A 19,561-nucleotide genomic window follows, 5' to 3' on the forward strand; every position below is an offset into this window, starting at 1 on the left:
CCCCACCCCGCACCCCGCCGCACCCGCACCCCGCCGGCGGATGAATGCGACTCTGTTGCACCGCCCTGACCGACTGGCACCCACATTGATCCGGATCTCAGGCGCGCTTGGACAAGTACATTCGTTCGTCTGCGATTCGCAGCAGTTGGTCCGGGTCGGTGGTCGGTTCCCAACTCCATCCGACACTCACCGAAACCGGGATGTCGGTGCCGTCGATGTCGTAGGGACCGGCGAGGAGGCCGCGGACTCGGTCTGCGAGGCGTTCGACTCCTTCGGCCGATCGGGCCGTGTGCAGCAGGGCGACGAATTCGTCTCCACCGATGCGGCAGGCCACATCGTCCGCACGCACGTTGTCGAGGATGCGACGTCCGATAGCGGCGAGCACGCGATCGCCCACTGCGTGCCCGAATTTATCGTTGATGGATTTGAACGCGTCGACGTCCACGAAGAGCATCCCGACCGGCCGATCGCTGGACATGTCTCTGAGACTGTTCAGCTCGGTCATCAGTCGTCGACGATTTCCCAGCGAGGTGAGGTCGTCGATCAACGCCTGTCGTTCGAGTCGCGCTTCGGCGGCCTTGCGTGCGGTGATGTCCTGGATCTGCGCGATGATCACGTCGCCGGATTCGTCGTCGCGCACCACGGTCGCGTTGCGCTGCACCCAGATGGTGGCACCGTCCTTGCGGATGTATCGCTTCTCCGACGCCACGTTCGTCAGAGTCCCGTCGGCCAATCCCTTCAGATGTTCGTCGGCGAGGGGAATGTCGTCGGGATGGGTGATGTCACGAAAAGTTTTGTGCTGCAGTTCTTCTGCGGTGTAGCCGAGTAGTTCGCACAGAGCTTTGTTCACCTGGAGCCATCGTCCGTCGCGGGTCATCACAGCTTTGCCGATCGGAGCGTTCTCCATCGTGATTCGAAACAGTCGTATCGCGCGATCGCGCTCCCGTTCGATCTCGGCGCGGGCACTGACGTCGACGACCAACGCGGTGAATCCGACGACGGTGCCGTCGACTATGTCGGGGACATAGGTGGCCTGGGTAACGCGCACAGCACCGTTGACGTCGATGAGCGTCCGATCGAACTGCTGCTGTTCACCCCCGAGCACGGCGGTGATGTACGGCAAGTTCAGTTGATACAGCGTCTCGCCGAGCAGTTCGCTGATGTGCTTACCGACCAGAACCGACGGCTCGATGCCGAAGTAGTCCGCGTACACCTTGTTGGCAAAGACGTTGCGGAGATCGGAGTCCCAATAGCCGATCATCGACGGCAACTGATCGACGGCGCGGCGCATCACCTCGTTCGATGAATTACGCGTGACGGTCATGAACCACCCCATTTACGACGCCGACCTCGCAACGGTACCGAAAGTATTCGCACTTGGCGTGCAAGAAGCACCCAACAGGCCCATGAGTGCGCAAGTGCGCACATATGTGTAGGTTGAACCCATGCTTCTCGCCAACCTCACATTCCGACGTCTCTTCACGGCGCAGGTCGTCGCGTTGATCGGCACCGGACTGCTGACGGTGGCCCTGGGCCTACTCGCCTACGACATCGCCGGCAGCTCCGCCGGAGCGGTCCTCGGCACCGCGCTGGCGATCAAGATGATCGCGTATGTCTTCGTCGCACCCATTGTTTCGTCTCTGACGAACACACTCCCCCGCAAGCTCGTACTCGTCACCGCGGATGCCGTGCGGGCACTCACAGCGGTGGCATTACCCTTCATCGATCAGGTGTGGCAGATCTACGTCCTGATCTTCGTTCTGCAGGCGGCGTCGGCGACCTTCACGCCCACCTTCCAGGCCGTCATCCCATCGGTTGTTCCCGACACTGTGCAGTACACCCGCGCACTGACGCTGTCCCGGCTCGCCTACGACCTCGAATCCCTGGTGAGCCCAATGATCGCGGCGGCACTGTTGACGGTGATCAGCTTTCACGCCCTGTTCGCCGGGACGGCACTGGGCTTCGTCGTCTCCGCGGTGATGGTGATCGGGACTCGTCTACCGAAACACGTTGCGGCCAAGCGCAACAGGCCGACCGACGGCATCACGACGTTCGCGAAAAGCCATGAACTGCAGGGCTTGATGGCATTGAACACGGTCGTTGCCGCAGCGACGGCACTGGTGACCGTCAACTCCGTGGTCTACGTTCGCGATCTGTTCGGAGGTGGTAGCAGCTCACTGGCCATCGCGCTCGGTTTCTACGGTGCCGGCTCGATGGTCGCCGCACTGTGCATTCCGCGAGTCCTCAGATCCATCGACGATCACCGCCTCATGCTCACCGGTGCCGCAGTAGCCGTCGCGGGAACCGCCGCAGCAACGGCAGTCTCGACCCTGAGCGGAGGACCGACGGCCTGGATTGCTCTCGCTACGACGTGGTCGATACTGGGCATCGGAACCTCGATGATCAACACGCCGTCGGCGAGAATTCTGCGTCGTGAATCCGACGAGAGAACTCGAACGTCGATCTTCACCGCGCAGTTCTCGCTGTCTCATGCGGCGTTTCTGATCACGTATCCGGTCGCGGGATGGGTGGGGGCGCAATTCGGACAGTTCACCGCAGCGGCGGTGCTCACCGGCTTGGCTACACTTGCGGGACTGTCCGCAGCACGCCTGTGGAGTCGCTCCCGTGATCCGGTCGTCGTCTCCGCTTAGGGAGAAGACGTTCGATGCCACCGAAGAAGGAACCGCGCATCAGTCTCGACCATGCCGTTCAACCCGACTCCGCCCGCCTGGCTACTGCGAGCGACACCTTTCGGATGCTGTCCGATCCCACCCGACTCCACATCCTGTGGCTGCTCGACCGCGGCCCCGCGGACGTCAGCGCACTCACCACAGCCACCGGAACCTCGCGTACCGCCGTCAGCCAGCATCTGGCCAAACTCCGATTCACCGGACTCGTCGAGACCCGACGCGAGGGCCGCAACGTCATCTACCGGTTGGCAGACGGCCACCTCGCCCGTCTCGTGCGGGAGGGCCTCAATTTCGCCGACCACAAGGTAACCGGCGAACCTCCACACGAATAGCAAGGAAGCACTCGATGAAACGCCTGGCCGTCATTGCAGCCACTGTTCTCGCCGCGACGGCACTGTCGATCGGTCCCGCGTCCGCGCACGCAGCTCTCCAGTCGAGCAATCCTGCCGAGAACGCTGCGCTCGACGCCGCGCCGGACGAGGTGACCTTGACGTTCAATCAAGCGGTGCAGTCGAACTTCGCCACCGTCACCGTCATCGCGCCCGACGGGATCGATTGGGCAGCATCGGATCCCGCTGTCGACGGCAGCACGGTGACGGTCGATCTCGACGGCCTCGGCGCGGCAGGCGAGTACACCATCGGCTATCGGGTGGTCTCGGGCGACGGGCATCCGATCACCGGCAGTGTCCCGTTCCAGCTCACCCAGGCTTCCCCGGCGGCGGCAACACCGCCGGCCACGGACCTGGACTTCACCAACGAGGCCGCGCAGGCCGCACCTCAGGACACCGAGGTGGTCGAAGACAACGGCTTCCCGCTCTGGACGATCGGCGCGGTAGTGGCCGTGGTCGGCGCAGCGGGTGTGCTGTTCGCGCTGCGCAAGCGCACCCCGTGACGATCCGCGAAACCCTCTGGTGTCAGGGTCGATTCAACTGGCTGGAAGCACCGAGATAGCCGTCGAGCTCGGCGCGCAATTCGTCCGCTGTGCTCGTGGCGCTTCCGATGGCAACCGGTGCGCGTCCGGGGACTTCGAGCACGACGGTCGGAAAGCCGCGCACTCCCCAGTTGCTCGCTCGCGCGAAGTCCGCTTCGGCTGCTGCCGACGACGCATCGGTGAAGGCTTCCGCTTCTGCTCGCCCGCCGTCGAGACCCACCCGGTCCGCCACGGCGCGATACGTTCGGGCATCGGACAGGCTCGCGCCCTCGAGATAGAAGGCGCTCTGGAGCGCCTCGGCGATCTCGACACTGCGATGCGGTGCCTGGGCGCGCACAGCCGCGAATCCACGCGCGGCGTCGGTCGAATCCAGGACGAATTCTCCGTCGTCGACGAGGTCGCGGAAGGCCGGGCCGAACTGTGCGCCCGTCAATGCGGTGATTCGTTCGTTGGCGGCGTGAAGTCCCGTGAACGCGCCGATAGGCCCGACACGATTACCGACGAACAGTCCACCGGAGATCACCTCGATCGCCGCGGAGTCTGCACGCGATCGCGCGAAGTCGCCGAATGCAGCCTCGAAGCCGTAGCACCAACCGCAGTACGCATCGAACACGTAGGTCAGCTTCGGAGCGGGTGTCGTCTCGTGCGCGTGGGGCGGGTTCTGTGCGTGGTCGGTCATGGTGCCAGCGTAGGAGCGGTGCCGAGGCATTGCACTCCCGGCCAGTGCGGACGTGAGAACATGCAGCATGAGCGACGGTGGGTCACGCCCCAAGTCCGACGGCCGCAAGCGGCGTTGGGAACAGCACAACACCGATCGTCGACGCCACATCATCGCGGCCGCCATGACGGTGCTGGCCCGCGATATCGCACCCGGTGAACGGCTCACCACCGCTCAGATTTCCGCGGAAGCCGGGGTCCATCGCACCGGGCTGTACCGTCATTTTCGAGATCGCACCGACCTGGACACCGCCATTCAGCGGGCCATCTGCGACCAGTTGACGGCCGCGCTGGTCACCTCGTTCGAGTTGACCGGCACCCCACGCGATGTGGTGCATCGCGTGGTGAACACCTACGTGCGATGGGTTGCCGAACACCCCGCGTGGACGCGTTTCGTCGAACAGGATGTCAGTGCCGAATCGCCCACTCCCCTCGAAGAAACCAACGCGATGTTGGCCGAGCAGCTGGAAGTGAGCGTTGCCGCGTTCCTCGCGATCGTGCACGCGGATCTCTCGCCCGAGGACTGGTCGCTGGTACGGCCGTGGGTGGCCGGACTGGTCTCCGGCTGCATGGGCGCGGTGCGCAGTTGGAGCGGGCAAACCGAATCACGCACCGGCCTGGACCATTTCGCCACGTTCCTGGCCGACACCATCTGGCTCCAGGTCAAGGGACTCGGAGCCTCCCGCGGTATCGCCATTCCCCAGGTCCCTCTCGAAAGCGTCGTCGAAGACACCCAGCCGAACGACGCCTCACTGCGGTAGCCCGAACGAGTGGGAACACGCGACCATTGGGCACATAGACTACTTTCGAAGTATCAAAGTATATTTGAGGCCGGACTAGTCGCGTTTTCTGACGATCGGGGGTGCAGTGCTCTGGTCTCCACATCGCGTCGAATCGCGAAACTGGCAGCCGAGTCGACGTCACGGTTCGCGCGCCGATCGCATGCTGGACCACATCGACGTGTCCATCCCACCCATGATCTGCGAAGCGCACTGCGATCTGTCCGGCTCGGTTGCTCGGGCTCACGAAGAAGCGGTCATTGCTGTCGCACGTCTGGAGGCGGGTTTCGGCGAGCACCTGGCACCCTTGTCCGACTTTCTTCTCCGGAGCGAGTCGGTGGCGTCGTCGAAGATCGAGCACATCGACGCCGGCTGGCGAGCGTTCGGCAAGGCATTCGCCGGAGGTAAATCCAACGCCGAGGCGCAATCTCAGCTCGCCGCGGTGCATGCCTTGGCGGCCATGGTCGACGCCGCCAGTGAAGGTCCGATCACCGGTGACGACCTGATGACCGCCCACAAGCTGTTGATGGCACCGGATTTCTACACCGCACGCGACTCGGGAATCGTTCGCGACGTCCAGAACTGGATCGGGGGCAGTGATTACACCCCGATCGACGCACTGTACGTGCCACCGCCGCCAGAGCTCGTCCACGAATCGATGACGGATCTGCTCGCCTTTGCCAATCGAACGGATCTGCCCATACTCGCTCAGGCTGCGATCGCACACGCCCAGTTCGAGTCCATCCACCCGTTCACCGATGGCAATGGCCGCATCGGCCGCGCTCTGATCAGCGCAATCCTGCGTCGGCGCGGGTTGACCACACGGGTGACCGTCCCTGTGGCGTCGGTGATGCTCGCGGACACAGGGCGCTATTTCGACAGACTGACCGACTACCGCGCCGGTGATGCAGATGGATTCGTGGAGTACGTCGCGCACGCGGCAACCGTGTCCAGCCGCGCTGCAGAGGAATCCGCCCATGCCTTGGCAGAACTTCCCGAACATTGGCGCGCGATCGCCCGTCCCCGTGCCAATTCTGCGGACGCACAGATCATCGACGCCTTGCTCGGTTCCCCGATATTGAACGCGGACACAGCCAGCCGGATCACCCGCACCACCGATGCGAGCACCTATCGCGCTCTCGCTCGGCTGACCGAGGCCGGTGTACTCGAGGTACTGACAGCAGGCAAGCGCAACCAGATATGGGCTGCCACCGCAGTATTGGCCGAGCTCGATGCGCTCAGCATCACCATCGGAAAACGCTCGATCCCCGAGTAGAGTCTCGGCAACTCAGCCGAACGACGGCTCACTGCGGTAGCGCGACGGCCGTCCGTCGATACCGAGAGCCCGCCACACTCGCTTCGAGACTCGGTTCATCAGTCCCAGTTCGCCGGCAAGCATGCGTACGTCACCGAAGGTGTCGCGCAATATCTTTCGTGATGAGTCACTGTTCCACCACACGGCGTCCACTACCTCGTCGGGGATGTCGAGGTCGCGTCGCATCTGCTTGCTCGGTTTCATGATGACGTCGCACAGCAGTCGCATGATGACCGGCGTCAGGATCGAGATCGATGCCTTCTCGAATGGGCCGAGGCGGGGAGCCTTGTACTGCAGGAACTGATGCGCGAAGCCGATGTGGCGGGCTTCCTCGGCGATGTGAATCTGCATCACGCGCTGGACCAGTGGGTGTCCGACGCTCCCGGCACGCAGAACGCCCTTCTGCATGTGGTCGATCGGCTCTTCTCCCGCGAGGACGCCGACGAAGAATCCGAACGGCGCCAATCGGCTGGCGAACAGTGCGAGCACCGGCACGATCTTGCGGAACCACGCGGGCCCGCCCGGCACGTCGATGCCGATGCGGTTCACCAGTTCCTGGAACATCTGGGTGTGGTGGCACTCTTCGGTGGCCTCGTGCGTCGAGTACCGAAATTCGGGTGAGTCGTTGGGCAACGTCAGGGCGTAGTGCATGAGGCCGCTGATGAGGATCTGCTCGAACTGCAATCCCACCTTGACCATGCTGGCCTGGCGATACATGCCGATGTGGATCTGCCGGTCCAGGGGAAGTGACTTGTACCAGTCGGTGTGACCGAGCGGGTCCGCGTCGGGCAGCACCCAGCGCGGATCGTTGGGAACGATCGCGTATTCGGGCTCGTCCCACGGAATGTCGAGGAAGGCGTCGAAGTGCTGATGCACCGATGCCGTCGACAGCGCATGCAAGGTGTCTCGGTAGTGCGTTCGTGAGTCGTCGACTGCAGTCATGGTGGTCCTTCCGCCTGCGTCCGAACAGAATGTGTACGCAACACAGCGTCACACATAAACCCGGTTAGTGCAACGGACCGTCGCAGGTACTTGAGGAATTGTCCGGAGAACGAACAGTTCACCGAATCGGCGACTGCTGACGTAGAGGCTGTAGGACCGGCGATTGCAGCAGTTCTTCTCGCTGTCGGCTCATCTCCGTGCGCAGGGTCAAGCCACATACTTGGACAGTGAATTCATCTCTGGCCGAGCCTGGTCTGCCACTCGTGTTTCTCTGCCTCGTGATGGTGGCGCTCGCTGCGATCGTCTATCGGGTCTCCTCGATCGGGCGAATGATCACCGCTCCCGCTGCTGCTCTGCGCGGGTTCGTTCAATTGACGGCGATCTCGCTTGTTCTTGCCGCGGCGCTCGAGCATCTATGGTCGTCGTTACTGGTGCTGCTGGTGATGTTCGGGGCTGCGGCCTTCACGTCGATCCGGCGTTCGGAGTCCGGTAGGTCGGGTATCTGGCTCGTGGTTCCCCTGGCAGTGGGGATCGGTATCGTTGTCCCCTTGTGCCTGATCACCGGTGTCGTTCCAGCGCAGGGAATTTCGATCGTGCCGGTCGGCGGAATCATCCTGGGCGGGACGATGACCGCAACATCGCTGTCCGCACGACGCGCACTGGCCGCGTTGACCGACCGGCACGGCGAAGTGGAGGCAGCACTCAGCCTGGGGATGACCGAACGTGACGCACGCGTGGAGGTGGTACGTCCCACCGCGAACGACGCATTGCTGCCAGGCCTGGACCAAACGCGAACAGTGGGGCTGGTGACTCTGCCGGGCGCGTTCGTGGGCGTCCTGCTGGCCAGTGGTTCGGCCCTGCAGGCAGGGGCCGTACAAATCCTGGTGCTCACCGGACTGCTGCTTGCACAGACCGTGGCCGTCGCGCTGACCGTAGAACTCGTCGCGCGCGGATCCGTTCACCGGAGCCCGTGAACGGGTTGTTCGGCGGAGCCGGCATGCATGGAGCGTGATCCTCAGGGGACCTTCAGCAACACCCGGGTACGGTCCCGGCTCATGAGTGATCTCACCGATTCCGAGCACCTGACGGTCCACCGCCGGGCGCTGAGCAAGGTCCCCGAAATCACGGTCTGGTTCTGGGTCGTGAAGATCCTCTGCACGACGGTCGGGGAGAGTGTCGCGGACTGGGTGAACATGACGCTCGGTGTCGGACTGACCGCGACGGCGGCGCTGTTCACCGTGATTCTCGTTGCAGTGCTTGCTGTTCAGATTCGGCTGACGAAGTACGTACCGGCCGTGTACTGGCTCACGGTGGTGGTGCTCAGCGTCACGGGAACGCTGTACACCGACATCCTCACCGACAGTCGCGGTGTTCCGTTGGCGGTGAGCATGTCGGTGTTCGCCGCGTTGTTGGCGGTGGTGTTCGGGGTGTGGTTCGTGCGGGAGCGGACTCTGTCGATCCACAGCATCGTGACGGTGCCCCGAGAGCTGTTCTACTGGCTGGCGATTCTGGTGACCTTCGCGCTCGGTACCGCGGCAGGAGACTGGACGCTGAGCATCACCGGATGGGGCCCGGGCACGTCGGTACTTCTGCCCACCGGCCTGATCGTGGCGGTCGTCGTCGGATGGCGGTTCGGCGCGAACGCGGTGTTGGCGTTCTGGTTGGCCTACATCCTCACCCGTCCGCTGGGCGCGAATCTCGGCGACTGGTTCGCGCAATCGAGAACCGAACACGGTCTCGGTCTCGGCACGTTCTTCACCAGCGTCGTGTTCCTGATCGCGATCCTGGCTACGGTGCTGTACCTGACGAGAACGAAACGAGACGTGATCGGGAACCATCGCGTCGAGCCCGAACCGGTTGCCACCGACACACGCCGCGAGCGCACGATGCTGGTCTACTTCGCGGCAGTCGCGGTAGCCACCGCGGGGCTCCTGTCGTGGGCGTCCGCGCAGCCACACACCACTCCGACGAGCGAGGCGGAGGGTTCCGGTGGTGACCTGACAGATCTGGCACCTGGAGAGGCGATCGCGAAGTTCCCGCCTCAGCGCGTCACCGAGCTCCGCTCGATCGTCGACGACACGGCCGCTTCCGTACGGTCCGGTCAGCAGGACGAGGCCAAAACCGCTGCAAAGGACCTCGAAACCACCTGGGACGACGATCAACCCGTGTTGCAGTCGCTCGACGCCGCGGGGTGGACGGCACTCGACACGCGCATCGACATCGTGCTCACCGCAGTCCGCTCGAGCAACCCCGACCCCGCCGCGGAGACTGCTGCGCTCACGGATCTCGCAGCCGCCTTGCAGTGACACGACCACGTGCTCTGGTCGTGAATGAAACCTCGTAGTGGGCTACGAGGTTCCGTTCGCATGCGACGAAGTCGCTCTACAACACCATCGCAAGGAAGCCCACGCCGACGATGATGCCGAGAAATCCGGTGCCGATGGCCAACGCCGTGTCGGTACGTTCGGCGCGCTCCCCGGTGAGGTCGGGGGTGCGGTCGGCCCACAGCGCGGCGGCGACGGCGATGATCCCGGCGGCGATGCCGAGCCCGGCGGCCCAGAACGAGACGATCGACAGCGCGCCGAACATCACGGCGATCTCGGTCACCTGAGCGCGGGTACGGATGCGTCGGTTCCACCACTTCGGCGACATGTCGTCGTCCATATCGTGGGCATCGAAATTCGGGGAGGTGACAGTCACGGTTCTCTCCTTCCTCAGGCAGGCTGAGCTGGGGTTCGGTGCGCGAAATACGCTCCACTATTTTGGCACTCGGCAACCGAGAGTGCCAATCCCCTGGTCGCGATGCGCCGATGCATCCACTTTTGAATCAGGGATTGTGCTCGCGGGCACTGGACACGAAGACCACCGCCGCGATCAGCGAGGTGATGCCGGCGAACCAGTAGAAGGTCTCGGTGATGCCGAGGTGTGTCGACACCAACCCCGCGATGATGGCGGGCACGGAGATCGCGATGTACGCGATCACGAAATACGCGGCCAACACCTCGCCGCGCTGGGCATCGGGTGCCGCTTGGGTCACCCGGCGCGTTCCTGCCATGAAGGCGAGGCCGAAGCCGACACCGGTGGCGATGGCTCCGGCGAAGAAGGTCACCGAGGTGGACGTGGCAAGTCCGATCGAGGCAAGGACGAGGCCCACGATCAGCGCAGCAGATCCAACCAGTGCCGACGAGCGAATGGTGGCCGCGGGCCTGGTGAGATTCCAGATCAGTTGGCTGACCCCGCCGACGCCCTGAACGGCCAGGATCACCAGACCGGCCACCAGATGATTGTTGACGTGCAGAAGTTCCTTCGCGATGGTGCCGCCGAGCGCGAGATACAGGCCACCGACCGACCACGCCGCGGTCACGCTGAGTCCCCCGATCGCGAACTCACGGCGGATACCCGCGGGCAGGCTCAGTCGCTGGATTCTGATCAGGCTGCTGCGCAACGACTGGCGATTCGCCACCGTCTCCGGAACCCAGATCGCGATCCCCACTCACCGTGGTCCGTGAGGGCAGCGTGTCTGCGGCAGCCAAGGAACTGCGTATCGCCCAGCCGAGTCTGAGCAATCAGCTGCGCAAGCTCGAAGCGCGCGTCGGCGTCGAATTGTTCGCCCGCTCGGCCGGCGGGATGACCCTGACGCCTGCCGGCAGAATCTTCCTCGACGGCGTGGAGACCATTCCCACCCAGTTCAGAGCGGCAGTTGCCAATGCTGTGCGAGCAGAACACAACTGGTCGATCGGGGTGTGTTCGGGCGTTCCGTCGCACGTCATCGAGTTGGTGGAACGAGCGCTCGAGCGGCAGGCACGGGATGCAATGGGAACCTCGGCCAGCATCGAACTGCGCTCGGCCGGCTCGACGCGACAGGCCACGCTGCTCGAGCACGGAGAGCTCAGCTTCGGGCTCGCGCGGTTGCCGCTCGACAACGACCGGCTGGTCGCCGCGCAGGTGTGGCGCGAGGAGCTCGGCGTCGTGGTGGGCAAACACCACCCGTTCGCCGCCGGCCCCACCGTCACCTGGTCGCAGCTCGTCACTCAACGACTTCTGTGGTTCGACACCGCGAAGGCCCCGCTCTACGCAAGCTCACTCCTCACCGCCCTGCATGCGGCCGGTTGGGCACCCGACCTCGTGGTCGCCGACACCAGCCGCCACATCTTGTTCCAGCATCTCCTGCAGACCAACCCCGATCTGGTGTCGTTGCGGCCACGATCGGCGATCGAACCGGATCCCATCCTGCAGTGGAAATCGATCTCCGACGGGCCCGCGCTGGAGGAGAGGCTCGGCCTCACCGCCATGCAAGGAACCGGCTACGCCGAGATCGTGCAACGCGCCGCTGTAGCCAGCGGATGGCTACCCGGGATATAGCCACATCGATATGTGGTAACGACCATCTGGTACACGACTCAGCACACAGCGGCTGCAACACCTACCCCCGGAGCGACCTCGGTACTCGGCGCCCTGACGGGGGCACCTACTGGGCTCCACCATCGCCACCGTCGTAGTCATCCCCACAGAAGACGCTGCCCCACAGCCGCTTTCATCGGACCGAGATCGAATGTCTTCGCATCCGGCATGAGGTAGGGAACGAGAATGCGTATCGCGTACTCGCGGTGCTCGAGCAGAACCTCGAGATGAGTGTCCGACGCTCCCTCGACGGTCGCGTCGGACACGATGGCGTACGAGCGAAGATCGTCGGACTTCGCCCGTAGCCGACCGAGGAGTTGCTGATGAACCGGCATGGTCGACGACGCATCCGCCTGCCCCTCCGAAGGAATAACCCGTTGACCGAGCGAGATGTGATTGACGACGGCCACCGGTTCTAGTCCCCACCTCTCGCTGATTCGTTCGGCGGCGATCTCGACACACACGTCGAGTAGATCGTCGAAATCTTCTTGGCACTCGGCGCTCGTCACTTCTCGCCACTTCGTCATCATCGAAAACCCCATCGTCCGCCGGCTACCCCACTACTTCGACGGCGCTCGACGGCAAACGGTTCCCAAAAGTCGTACATTCGTGCCACTTTGTTCGAGCGGCACTCAACGTCGATGCTTCGGGGAGGTCCGGTCGCCCCGGCCTACGGCGATGGGCGCGATAGCAATCAACACGGCCAGGAACGCATATCCGGCGGTCAGGGTCAGGGCCGCGCCCGCCGAGGCGACCAGCAGGGGTCCGCCCGCATCGCCCAGCTCGCGTCCGAGTTCGGCGGCACCCATCGTCTGCCCGATGCGTTCCTCGGGCGTGGACGCGGCAAGCGTGGCGAAGGCCAGTGGAGTGATCAACCCTGTGCCGATTCCGATTCCCACGGCAGCGAGCACAACACCGGGTAGTCCCGGAATCATCGCGCACCCCAGCCCGGCTGCCGTGATCAGCAACCCCACGCCGATACCGACACGGGGCGGTAGCCGACCGGCGTCCATCGCCCGTCCCGCCCACGGTTGGACAAGCGCGGCGCACCCCGCGAGAACCGACACCGCGGCTCCCGTGGTCACCGGCCCGAGCCCGGCGGCGGCCCCGGACACGGGCAGGAACCCCACCCCCACCGACAGGGCGGCAGTCGCGGCAGCGAGCGCGATTGTCGGCCGTAGGAACACCCCTTCCGACAATCGCCGAGCCAGATCCACGAGGGTCTGGCGGGTGCGTGGAAGCGGGGGCACCGACGGCACGACGCATGCCGCCCACACCGCGACCACCACAGCGAGGGCCGCCATCACCGCAAACAACAACGACAGCCCACCTACCCACACGATGACGCCACCGAGCAACGGGCCGAGGGTGTATCCGATGCTCTTGAAGAATCCGTAGCTACCGAATGCTCTACCCTGCTTGGCTTTCGGTGACATTCTGGAGACCAGCGCGCTGGCAGCAGGTGAGAACGCCGATGCTCCCGCCCCCTGCCCGAGTCGGGCCGTCCACAACCAACCCGGGTCGTCCACCACCACGAACACAGCCGACGCGGCAGCGAACGCCACCAGACCGCCGATCAGCACCGGACGAGCACCGATTCTGTCCGCGAGCGAACCGAAGACGGGTTTGAGAACTACCTCGGCTCCGTCGTAGAGGGCCAGCAGCAGTCCCAGATAGAGCAGTGAACTTCGAAGGTCCCCGGTCTGCGCACCCAAGTTCGCCGCGATACCGTGCGCGCCGAACGCTGTGACGAAGCCCGCCGCATACAGCGGCAGTATGCGCCGGCGAGGGGAGGCTGTGAGGTCGTTTGCCGCGGCCGTCACGATCTACTGTCGGCCGCGGCGGTCAGTGCCGACGTCATAGCGAGATCCTGTTCATCAGCAGTCGAGGTGGCGTCGACTCTGCGACGCCGCCGGAGTCGAGACGATGAAGTACGTAGCCGCCGACGGTGGCTGCACCCGCCGCGAGGAGAGCGCCGGCGCAGACATCGGTGAGCCAGTGGACACCGAGATACATGCGCGTGCACGCAACGGCAACGGTGAGCGCGACAGCAATACCGAGGAACAGCGTTCGCACCGCCGTCGACCGCCGCATTCCGGCAATGAGGGCGAGCATCAGCGACAGGGCAGCGGTCCCGGTGACGTGCCCCGACGGGAAGGAGAAATCGGTTTCGAGCATCAACTGAATCGACTGCGGGGGCCGCTCGCGTCCGACGATCGATTTGAGTGCAGTGCACATCATCGACGCCGAGGCCACGGTCAGCAGCATCACCAGTGCCGGGCCGTATCGTTTCGTTCTCCACACCAGGATCACCGCGACGACGAGACCCAACGCGGCAGTCTCGGCGGGGCCGCCTGCCGTCGTGACGGCGACGGCGAGGTCGTCGAACAGGGGCGATCGGTGATCGACGAACCATGCGGTGACAGGCGCGTCGGCACCGGTCAGCCAACCGTCGGTGTGCACTGCGACGGCAAGAACCATCACTGCGAAGGCGTAGCCGAGTGCGCTGAAGATCGTCGCGCCGACTTTGTCGCTACGCATGCGGAGGACCGAACCGACAGCGACGAGAGCGACAGCAATCGCCAGTCCCACCACCTCGACGTCGGTGGTGGCCGCTTCGGTGAACACTTCGGTGGCCGTTGCGTGTACGGCAGACATCGATGAGGTGAGGAGCACGCGAATCAGTGTGCTGGGGTGATCCTGAAGAACCGCTGAGAGCGAACCTCCGATGCCCGCACGGTTCCGGGACGCAAGTCCCGCTGGGCCCGACCCGACCTCGACTAGACTCCCGATGCAGGAAGGGGAGAAAGCAGGTCGTTGCGTCGTGGAGGATCACTGGTACCGGCGCATGTTCGCCTCCAGCCCCGTGGCGCAGGCTCTCTCCGACGCCGATGGATTGTTCGTCGACGTCAATGCCGCCTACTGCGAACTCGTCGGCTTGTCCTCCTCGGAACTGTTGGGTCGATCCGCGACGGTGCACACTCACCCGGATGACTTCGCGCTCCACGGCAGCGTCGAGGATCTGATGGCCGCCGGGTCGGCCGCGGACAAATCCGTGAAGCTCGAGGTGAGGTTCGTTCGACCGAACGACGAGACCCGCTGGGTTCTTCTGACTCTGGTTCCTTTCACCGGCCCGTTCGATGCCGAGTGGACGCTCGCTGCCGCTCTCGATATCACCGAACGAAAGGAAGTCGAGGACGGCATCCTGCGTGCGTCCCGAACAGACCAACTGACCGGGGCACTCAATCGTCGCGGTTGGTCGGACTACGCGGTGTCCGTAGTCGACGGCGATTCGGTCGATACCGTCGTCGCGGTTCTCGATCTGGACCATTTCAAACAGTTCAACGACAACTTCGGCCACGCAGCCGGCGACGCGTTGCTCCGCGACTTCGCGTCGGCGGCCCGTGAGTGCATCGGCGTCGATGGACTCGTAGCACGTTGGGGCGGAGAGGAATTCGTGATCACTCTGCGCAACTGCGATCGTCGGGGCGCTCTTCGATCACTCGAGGCTCTTGCAGCCGCCACCACGCCGTCGGGTGTGACGTTCTCCGCCGGATACACACTCCAGCGACCGAACGAAGGTCTTCGCAACACACTCGACAGAGCCGACGCACTGATGTTTCAGGCGAAGCGCGCCGGCCGCAATCGAATGGTCACCGACGCACCTCGCTGAGACGGTGCGAGTACTTCGTGAAACTTTTGGCAGGTCACCGGTGCCGACATCTCCGCTCTGTTCGACGCCTCATGGCGCATCGACACGGCGTCCGAGCGCTCCAGGACCGTTGTCGGTACTGGTGTGCCAAGACCGGATTCAGCTGGACCCGAACGGAGTGACGGCCTCGGCAGCGGGGAGGGTTTCAGACCAGCGTAGGAGCCTTTCCGACTGCGCGGGGACCAAGGACGTGCCAGCGTTGAATGCTGCAAATCCGCTGCTGTGTACTGCGATCGCTGTTGTCGGGTCGGAGTTGGCGACCACAGGTGAACCACTCTGCCCTTCCGCTGTGTCCAGGTCGTAAGCGACGGTATCTTCTGACACCGACGTCACCGATCCGCGAGCCGTCCACATGAAGGAAGGGAACTTGTCGAGCGGGTAACCGGTCGATGCAAGACCCTCGCCAACGGGCAGAGGATCCAAGGACGACCCTGGCCTCAGCCAGCCGATGGGGTCACCGACAGAGCAATCGAGCTGCAGGGCACCGAGATCGAAGCGGGTCGACCTGTCCGCCGAGAACTGCGGATGCACGCTGGCTTTCACCCAGCCGCACCGACCGAACGGCGAGGCACCGCCGTCCACGGCAGGAAAGATCTCGAAGTCGCTGTTCCACCCCGACTCACTGAGTAGGCAGTGTGCCGACGTAGCGAGAGAGCGCGGGCCGTAAAGGAAACCGGTACACGACCGCTGTTGTCCCGCAGCGTCCGTTGCCACCACGAATGCCGTTGTCCTGGAGGGGAAAGACGACGGACTGGGCGTACGCACGCGATCATCGGTGCCGATTATCGTGCGTGTCGACACCGATGGATGCGTACCGACGAAACTGTCACCTCGGGCAGTAGAGGAAGACCACGAGTCGGGAATCGTTGCATCGGCATTCCAGATCGACATCTCCGGTACCGGTGCAGCCGAGGCGGGTTGATACACCGAGCTCAGTGCCGTCGCGGCAAGAAATGTAGCCGCGACGGCAACTCGGCTACAGAACACCGGCCACGAACACAACTGCAGTACCGATAGTGAACAACCCCCACACGATGCCGAAGAAGGTGGTGCTGTCCTTCGCCCAGGCCCAGTAGGCCAGAAAGCCGAACACGATCGCCAGCAGGCCGAAAATGATCGTGTACAGCGAGGTTTCGTGGCCGACGAAAAGCTGCGTCACCGCCACTATTCCGGCGGCGACGATGCCGCCGGCGAACGTCCGAGTCACACCGAGTTCGGGAGCTGGTGAGTCGGTCATCAGTTGATGATGCCCTTGAGTGCGTCGTACAGGGCCGCTGTGCCGAGCCCTCCAGGAATTGCGCACAGGAAAGGATTCCGGACGCACCAACCGTTGAATGAGCTGTACCCACTGCGGACAGCGGATGCGAGCGCGTTGTAGACCGCGGGACCGGCAGTCCGTGCGCCCGCGACGATCGCACGCGCAGCTGCTACGGCCAAGAATCCCCATTCCTCGGACCCCTCGGGTGCCGTCGACGTATTGAGATTGTCGATTTCACGGGCAATCTGTGCCTGCAGTTCCGGTGGTAGCGCCGCTGGGTCGATCGTGTCGGTCGGCGATTGTGGAGCGACTATCGGAGCCTGCGTAATCGGTTGCGCGACAGCTGTTCCTGCCGCCGCAGTGGCAGCTGAAAGTGCGACGGTGCCGATGATCGCGGCAGATGCCAGTCGGGTCTGAATCTTCACGTATCTTCCATTCTGTACATGGATGGATGCAACAAGAATCGACGCCCCCCTCGACAGTGGAGTGCACACCGAGGGAGTGACGTGGAGGTCCACCCGACACCGACAAGGTCGAACCTCAGACGCTTAAAGCGTGAGTAAAAGCTAACAAAACTCACCGGAGGCCGCAACGGCTGGGGCACCGCACGCCACCGTCAGCGCGCTTGCTCTGCGACCCGATCGTGGAAGACCAACAGAATCGCGTCGACGGCGTCGGCCAGACTCACGTTGTGAACAGTCGCCGGCACCTCCTTGTACAGTCCGTCCCGGGCGCGAAGACGCACCGACGAAACTTCATCGCGTGGCCCCTCGTCCACAGCGCGTGCAGCAGAACGAACCACCTCGACATCGTCTGGATGAACGAATGCCCCATCCGCGTCGAGACCGGTCCGCTGCCACTGAACAAGTTCCGGCGCATCGCCATCCCAGTGCAACAACACCATGGTTTCGGGATCGAGCACCGCTCGATACTCACCAGGTCGGCGCAGCGACCTCGCCACGGCCTCCGCAACACTCGCACCGGTCGAGGAGCTTTCCGAAACATCGGTCGCAGAACCCAAATCGACTGAAACACCTCGAACAATTCCGCGACAAGGTGCGCCACTACCGCCAGGTCGTCCGAAACGGGCGACGATCTGCAACGCACGATCATCGCCGTCCGGACGCCGCTCCACACCTCGAACCTGCAGAACCCGCCCCGGAACACCGGCAACCACGTCGGCCAGAACGCCGACCGTGTCCGACCCGAGGTCGAGCTTGTCCAAACCCTCGGCGAACGAATAGGTCTGCTGCACACCCAGCGACGACCACGATTGGTCTTCGCTGGCGATCGCGCTGCGCCGACCCCTACCCGTAGCCAGATCCCACGTGAAAGCCCAGGCGGATGGCCTACGCGAAGTATCGGGCGAACCGTAGCCGACCCGCAACCACACCCCGTGCACAAGACCGGACACGTCATCCGCGATCGGCTCCGCCACCACCGATCTACCTCGCGACGACGACGTCACCGCGCGGTTCGTCGCGCGTACCTCGCGTACCGCGGAGAGCGCAGACGATCGATCGTCGGACCGAATAAAAGAACCCAAAGCTACACGCTTCCTGGGGGTTTCCCCAACCGCAACGACGAACGGATGGCCATCGTCGAGCACTTCCACGAGCAACCACTGCGGCGCAGACATTCGATCCGCCTCCTCATAGAAATTCGAGCCCAGCACCTACTACCGCCCTCCATCCCAGCAAACCACACCGAAGACCGCTCGGTATGTAAGGCCGGCAGAAGTCTGCGTGAACTATCCCGCTCCTCGGCAGGACTCAGCCCTGGGTGTTCACCGCGGCGGCCAGTCCGTCGACCAGTGTCGGGAGGAAATGCGGAATCGACAGTGCCGTCGGGCCTACTGCAGCTCCAGCTTCCTGGCCGACGAATCCAGCGACTGCACCCGCGGCAACAGCCGGAATCTGGCGTGACACAGGCGAATCGACGAACTGCTGCAGGGCGTCGTGTGTGTCGACCTGAGTGAACACCACATCAGCGTCGATTTTCGAGATGTTCTCGGCCGAGACGGTGGTCGAGTACGTGGCGTCGTCGGTCGCGAGGTCGGTCACCGATGCAGGCGAGACGAAGCCGAGATTCTCGAGCAGCTCCACCCGAGGATCGGACGGCAGCAGCAGGTAGTACACATCGGCAGCCTCGGACACGTATGCGATCGATCGGCCGTCGAATTCGGGATGCTGCGCACCTGCCTCGCTCACCTGCCGGTCCAGATCGGACACCAGATCGCGGGCCCGATCCGGAACGCCGAGAACATCTCCGGTGGTAGTGATGACATCGCGCCACGGCGTCGACCACAGCTCTTCGGGCGGGGCGATGACGGGGATTCCAGCGTGTGTCACTGCGTCGTATTCGGCTTGCGTCAGGCCGGAGTGCGGGGCCAGCAGCACATCAGGATCGGCGGCGAGCACCTTCTCGACCGTCAAGGCGTTGGTGACGTTGTCGAGCAGAGTCGGCGCCGGACCGCCGCTCGCGTCGATCGCGTCGGAGATCCACGGGTAGATCAGATCGTCGCCGCCGCCGTATTCGGCCGCGGGCATGGCCACCGGCACGACGCCGAGCGCGAGTACCGCGTCCGTTGTGCCGAAGCCCCAGGTCGCTACCCGTTGAGGCACAGCGTCGAGGGTGGTCTCGCCGTACATGTGTTGCACCGTCAGCGGGAACGAGCCGGTGGATGACGCTGCGGTAGGAGTCTCGACGGTATCTGAAGAGCTGCAGCCCGCGAGTGCGATGGACCCGGCCAACGCGGCGGTGAGCACGGCAGCGAATCGAGTAGTTGCGCGATGAGTCATGAATGTCCTGTATGT

Annotated in this window: 23 protein-coding genes; 10 read left to right on the plus strand and 13 right to left on the minus strand. The window is 64.0% G+C overall.

The genetic code is table 11. From position 1 onward, the window contains the following. Positions 1-97: 97 nt before the first annotated feature. On the minus strand, positions 98-1,324 hold the full coding sequence (locus CH305_RS05100; protein WP_179278189.1) for a GGDEF domain-containing protein: 1,227 nt from the start codon (positions 1,322-1,324) through the stop codon (positions 98-100). 121 nt (positions 1,325-1,445) lie between these two features. On the opposite strand from CH305_RS05100, the gene CH305_RS05105 reads away from it, so the two are divergent. Genes CH305_RS05105 through CH305_RS05115 form a run of 3 tightly spaced genes read left to right on the plus strand, consistent with a single transcriptional unit; the run spans position 1,446 to position 3,582 of the window. After that, entirely contained in the window at positions 1,446-2,651 is a 1,206-nt protein-coding gene (locus CH305_RS05105) for an MFS transporter (protein WP_094702997.1), read from the plus strand. Positions 2,652-2,665: 14 nt separating this feature from the next. Next, positions 2,666-3,022 carry a metalloregulator ArsR/SmtB family transcription factor gene (locus tag CH305_RS05110; protein WP_032376110.1) on the plus strand — a complete coding sequence of 119 codons (357 nt, stop codon included), beginning with the start codon at positions 2,666-2,668 and terminating at the stop codon, positions 3,020-3,022. A gap of 14 nt (positions 3,023-3,036) precedes the next feature. Continuing rightward, complete coding sequence (locus CH305_RS05115) at positions 3,037-3,582, plus strand: copper resistance CopC family protein (RefSeq protein WP_256983545.1); 546 nt, start codon at positions 3,037-3,039, stop codon at positions 3,580-3,582. A gap of 22 nt (positions 3,583-3,604) precedes the next feature. On the opposite strand, the gene CH305_RS05120 is transcribed toward CH305_RS05115, so the two are convergent. Then, on the minus strand, positions 3,605-4,300 hold the full coding sequence (locus CH305_RS05120; RefSeq protein ID WP_094703181.1) for a DsbA family protein: 696 nt from the start codon (positions 4,298-4,300) through the stop codon (positions 3,605-3,607). 67 nt (positions 4,301-4,367) lie between these two features. Here CH305_RS05120 and CH305_RS05125 point away from each other — a divergent pair, with 67 nt between their 5' ends. Together CH305_RS05125 and CH305_RS05130 are read left to right on the plus strand one after the other, a co-directional pair. Continuing rightward, a complete protein-coding gene (locus tag CH305_RS05125) occupies positions 4,368-5,099 on the plus strand; it encodes a TetR/AcrR family transcriptional regulator (protein ID WP_094702998.1) in 732 nt (243 codons plus the stop codon). Between the two features lie 106 nt (positions 5,100-5,205). Next, positions 5,206-6,393, plus strand: a complete 1,188-nt coding sequence (locus tag CH305_RS05130; protein ID WP_094702999.1) for a Fic family protein — start codon at positions 5,206-5,208, stop codon at positions 6,391-6,393. 12 nt (positions 6,394-6,405) lie between these two features. On the opposite strand, the gene CH305_RS05135 is transcribed toward CH305_RS05130, so the two are convergent. Then, complete coding sequence (locus CH305_RS05135) at positions 6,406-7,374, minus strand: diiron oxygenase (protein ID WP_094703000.1); 969 nt, start codon at positions 7,372-7,374, stop codon at positions 6,406-6,408. A gap of 227 nt (positions 7,375-7,601) precedes the next feature. Between CH305_RS05135 and CH305_RS05140 the strand changes: the two genes are divergently transcribed. Then, entirely contained in the window at positions 7,602-8,348 is a 747-nt protein-coding gene (locus CH305_RS05140; protein ID WP_094703001.1) for an ABC transporter permease, read from the plus strand. Positions 8,349-8,429: 81 nt separating this feature from the next. Next, positions 8,430-9,680 carry a hypothetical protein gene (locus CH305_RS05145; protein ID WP_256983546.1) on the plus strand — a complete coding sequence of 417 codons (1,251 nt, stop codon included), beginning with the start codon at positions 8,430-8,432 and terminating at the stop codon, positions 9,678-9,680. Between the two features lie 76 nt (positions 9,681-9,756). Here the strand turns inward: CH305_RS05145 and CH305_RS05150 are convergent, their stop codons facing one another. Together CH305_RS05150 and CH305_RS05155 are read right to left on the minus strand one after the other, a co-directional pair. Further along, positions 9,757-10,074, minus strand: a complete 318-nt coding sequence (locus tag CH305_RS05150) for a hypothetical protein (protein ID WP_143545243.1) — start codon at positions 10,072-10,074, stop codon at positions 9,757-9,759. Positions 10,075-10,201: 127 nt separating this feature from the next. Further along, complete coding sequence (locus CH305_RS05155; protein ID WP_094703004.1) at positions 10,202-10,867, minus strand: hypothetical protein; 666 nt, start codon at positions 10,865-10,867, stop codon at positions 10,202-10,204. A gap of 5 nt (positions 10,868-10,872) precedes the next feature. Here CH305_RS05155 and CH305_RS05160 point away from each other — a divergent pair, with 5 nt between their 5' ends. Next, positions 10,873-11,736, plus strand: a complete 864-nt coding sequence (locus tag CH305_RS05160) for a LysR family transcriptional regulator (protein ID WP_094703005.1) — start codon at positions 10,873-10,875, stop codon at positions 11,734-11,736. Between the two features lie 137 nt (positions 11,737-11,873). Here the strand turns inward: CH305_RS05160 and CH305_RS05165 are convergent, their stop codons facing one another. The 3 genes from CH305_RS05165 to CH305_RS05175 all read right to left on the minus strand — a co-directional run bounded on the left by CH305_RS05165 (position 11,874) and on the right by CH305_RS05175 (position 14,451). Then, positions 11,874-12,305, minus strand: coding sequence for a hypothetical protein (locus tag CH305_RS05165; RefSeq protein ID WP_143545244.1), 432 nt, complete (start codon positions 12,303-12,305; stop codon positions 11,874-11,876). A gap of 102 nt (positions 12,306-12,407) precedes the next feature. Further along, the gene (locus tag CH305_RS05170; RefSeq protein WP_256983548.1) at positions 12,408-13,598 is read right to left on the minus strand and encodes an MFS transporter; all 1,191 of its coding nucleotides are present in this window, start codon (positions 13,596-13,598) and stop codon (positions 12,408-12,410) included. A gap of 34 nt (positions 13,599-13,632) precedes the next feature. After that, the gene (locus tag CH305_RS05175; protein WP_143545245.1) at positions 13,633-14,451 is read right to left on the minus strand and encodes a phosphatase PAP2 family protein; all 819 of its coding nucleotides are present in this window, start codon (positions 14,449-14,451) and stop codon (positions 13,633-13,635) included. Positions 14,452-14,566: 115 nt separating this feature from the next. On the opposite strand from CH305_RS05175, the gene CH305_RS05180 reads away from it, so the two are divergent. Further along, positions 14,567-15,448, plus strand: a complete 882-nt coding sequence (locus CH305_RS05180; protein WP_256983549.1) for a GGDEF domain-containing protein — start codon at positions 14,567-14,569, stop codon at positions 15,446-15,448. Positions 15,449-15,586: 138 nt separating this feature from the next. On the opposite strand, the gene CH305_RS05185 is transcribed toward CH305_RS05180, so the two are convergent. Beyond that, complete coding sequence (locus tag CH305_RS05185) at positions 15,587-16,252, minus strand: serine protease (RefSeq protein WP_179278192.1); 666 nt, start codon at positions 16,250-16,252, stop codon at positions 15,587-15,589. 22 nt (positions 16,253-16,274) lie between these two features. Between CH305_RS05185 and CH305_RS29410 the strand changes: the two genes are divergently transcribed. Further along, complete coding sequence (locus tag CH305_RS29410; RefSeq protein ID WP_256983550.1) at positions 16,275-16,409, plus strand: hypothetical protein; 135 nt, start codon at positions 16,275-16,277, stop codon at positions 16,407-16,409. Between the two features lie 54 nt (positions 16,410-16,463). Here CH305_RS29410 and CH305_RS05190 read toward each other — a convergent pair whose 3' ends face one another. The 4 genes from CH305_RS05190 to CH305_RS05205 all read right to left on the minus strand — a co-directional run bounded on the left by CH305_RS05190 (position 16,464) and on the right by CH305_RS05205 (position 19,546). Then, the gene (locus CH305_RS05190) at positions 16,464-16,724 is read right to left on the minus strand and encodes a hypothetical protein (RefSeq protein ID WP_094703010.1); all 261 of its coding nucleotides are present in this window, start codon (positions 16,722-16,724) and stop codon (positions 16,464-16,466) included. Continuing rightward, the gene (locus tag CH305_RS05195) at positions 16,724-17,170 is read right to left on the minus strand and encodes a hypothetical protein (RefSeq protein ID WP_094703011.1); all 447 of its coding nucleotides are present in this window, start codon (positions 17,168-17,170) and stop codon (positions 16,724-16,726) included. The genes CH305_RS05190 and CH305_RS05195 overlap by 1 nt, the downstream gene beginning before the upstream one ends. A gap of 191 nt (positions 17,171-17,361) precedes the next feature. Then, the gene (locus CH305_RS05200; protein WP_143545247.1) at positions 17,362-18,384 is read right to left on the minus strand and encodes a GAF domain-containing protein; all 1,023 of its coding nucleotides are present in this window, start codon (positions 18,382-18,384) and stop codon (positions 17,362-17,364) included. A 133-nt stretch (positions 18,385-18,517) separates the two neighbouring features. Continuing rightward, positions 18,518-19,546, minus strand: a complete 1,029-nt coding sequence (locus CH305_RS05205) for an ABC transporter substrate-binding protein (protein WP_094703013.1) — start codon at positions 19,544-19,546, stop codon at positions 18,518-18,520. Positions 19,547-19,561: the final 15 nt, after the last annotated feature.

The sequence above is a fragment of the Rhodococcus sp. 15-649-2-2 genome (assembly GCF_002258645.1).
Lineage (GTDB): Bacteria > Actinomycetota > Actinomycetes > Mycobacteriales > Mycobacteriaceae > Rhodococcoides.

Coding starts and splice junctions, on each gene's coding strand:
- CH305_RS05100 (WP_179278189.1), bottom strand. CDS start 1,324: ATGACCGTCACGCGTAATTCATCGAACGAGGTGATGCGCCGCGCCGTC.
- CH305_RS05105 (WP_094702997.1), top strand. CDS start 1,446: ATGCTTCTCGCCAACCTCACATTCCGACGTCTCTTCACGGCGCAGGTC.
- CH305_RS05110 (WP_032376110.1), top strand. CDS start 2,666: ATGCCACCGAAGAAGGAACCGCGCATCAGTCTCGACCATGCCGTTCAA.
- CH305_RS05115 (WP_256983545.1), top strand. CDS start 3,037: ATGAAACGCCTGGCCGTCATTGCAGCCACTGTTCTCGCCGCGACGGCA.
- CH305_RS05120 (WP_094703181.1), bottom strand. CDS start 4,300: ATGACCGACCACGCACAGAACCCGCCCCACGCGCACGAGACGACACCC.
- CH305_RS05125 (WP_094702998.1), top strand. CDS start 4,368: ATGAGCGACGGTGGGTCACGCCCCAAGTCCGACGGCCGCAAGCGGCGT.
- CH305_RS05135 (WP_094703000.1), bottom strand. CDS start 7,374: ATGACTGCAGTCGACGACTCACGAACGCACTACCGAGACACCTTGCAT.
- CH305_RS05145 (WP_256983546.1), top strand. CDS start 8,430: ATGAGTGATCTCACCGATTCCGAGCACCTGACGGTCCACCGCCGGGCG.
- CH305_RS05165 (WP_143545244.1), bottom strand. CDS start 12,305: ATGATGACGAAGTGGCGAGAAGTGACGAGCGCCGAGTGCCAAGAAGAT.
- CH305_RS05180 (WP_256983549.1), top strand. CDS start 14,567: ATGCAGGAAGGGGAGAAAGCAGGTCGTTGCGTCGTGGAGGATCACTGG.
- CH305_RS05190 (WP_094703010.1), bottom strand. CDS start 16,724: ATGACCGACTCACCAGCTCCCGAACTCGGTGTGACTCGGACGTTCGCC.
- CH305_RS05200 (WP_143545247.1), bottom strand. CDS start 18,384: ATGTCTGCGCCGCAGTGGTTGCTCGTGGAAGTGCTCGACGATGGCCAT.
- CH305_RS05205 (WP_094703013.1), bottom strand. CDS start 19,546: ATGACTCATCGCGCAACTACTCGATTCGCTGCCGTGCTCACCGCCGCG.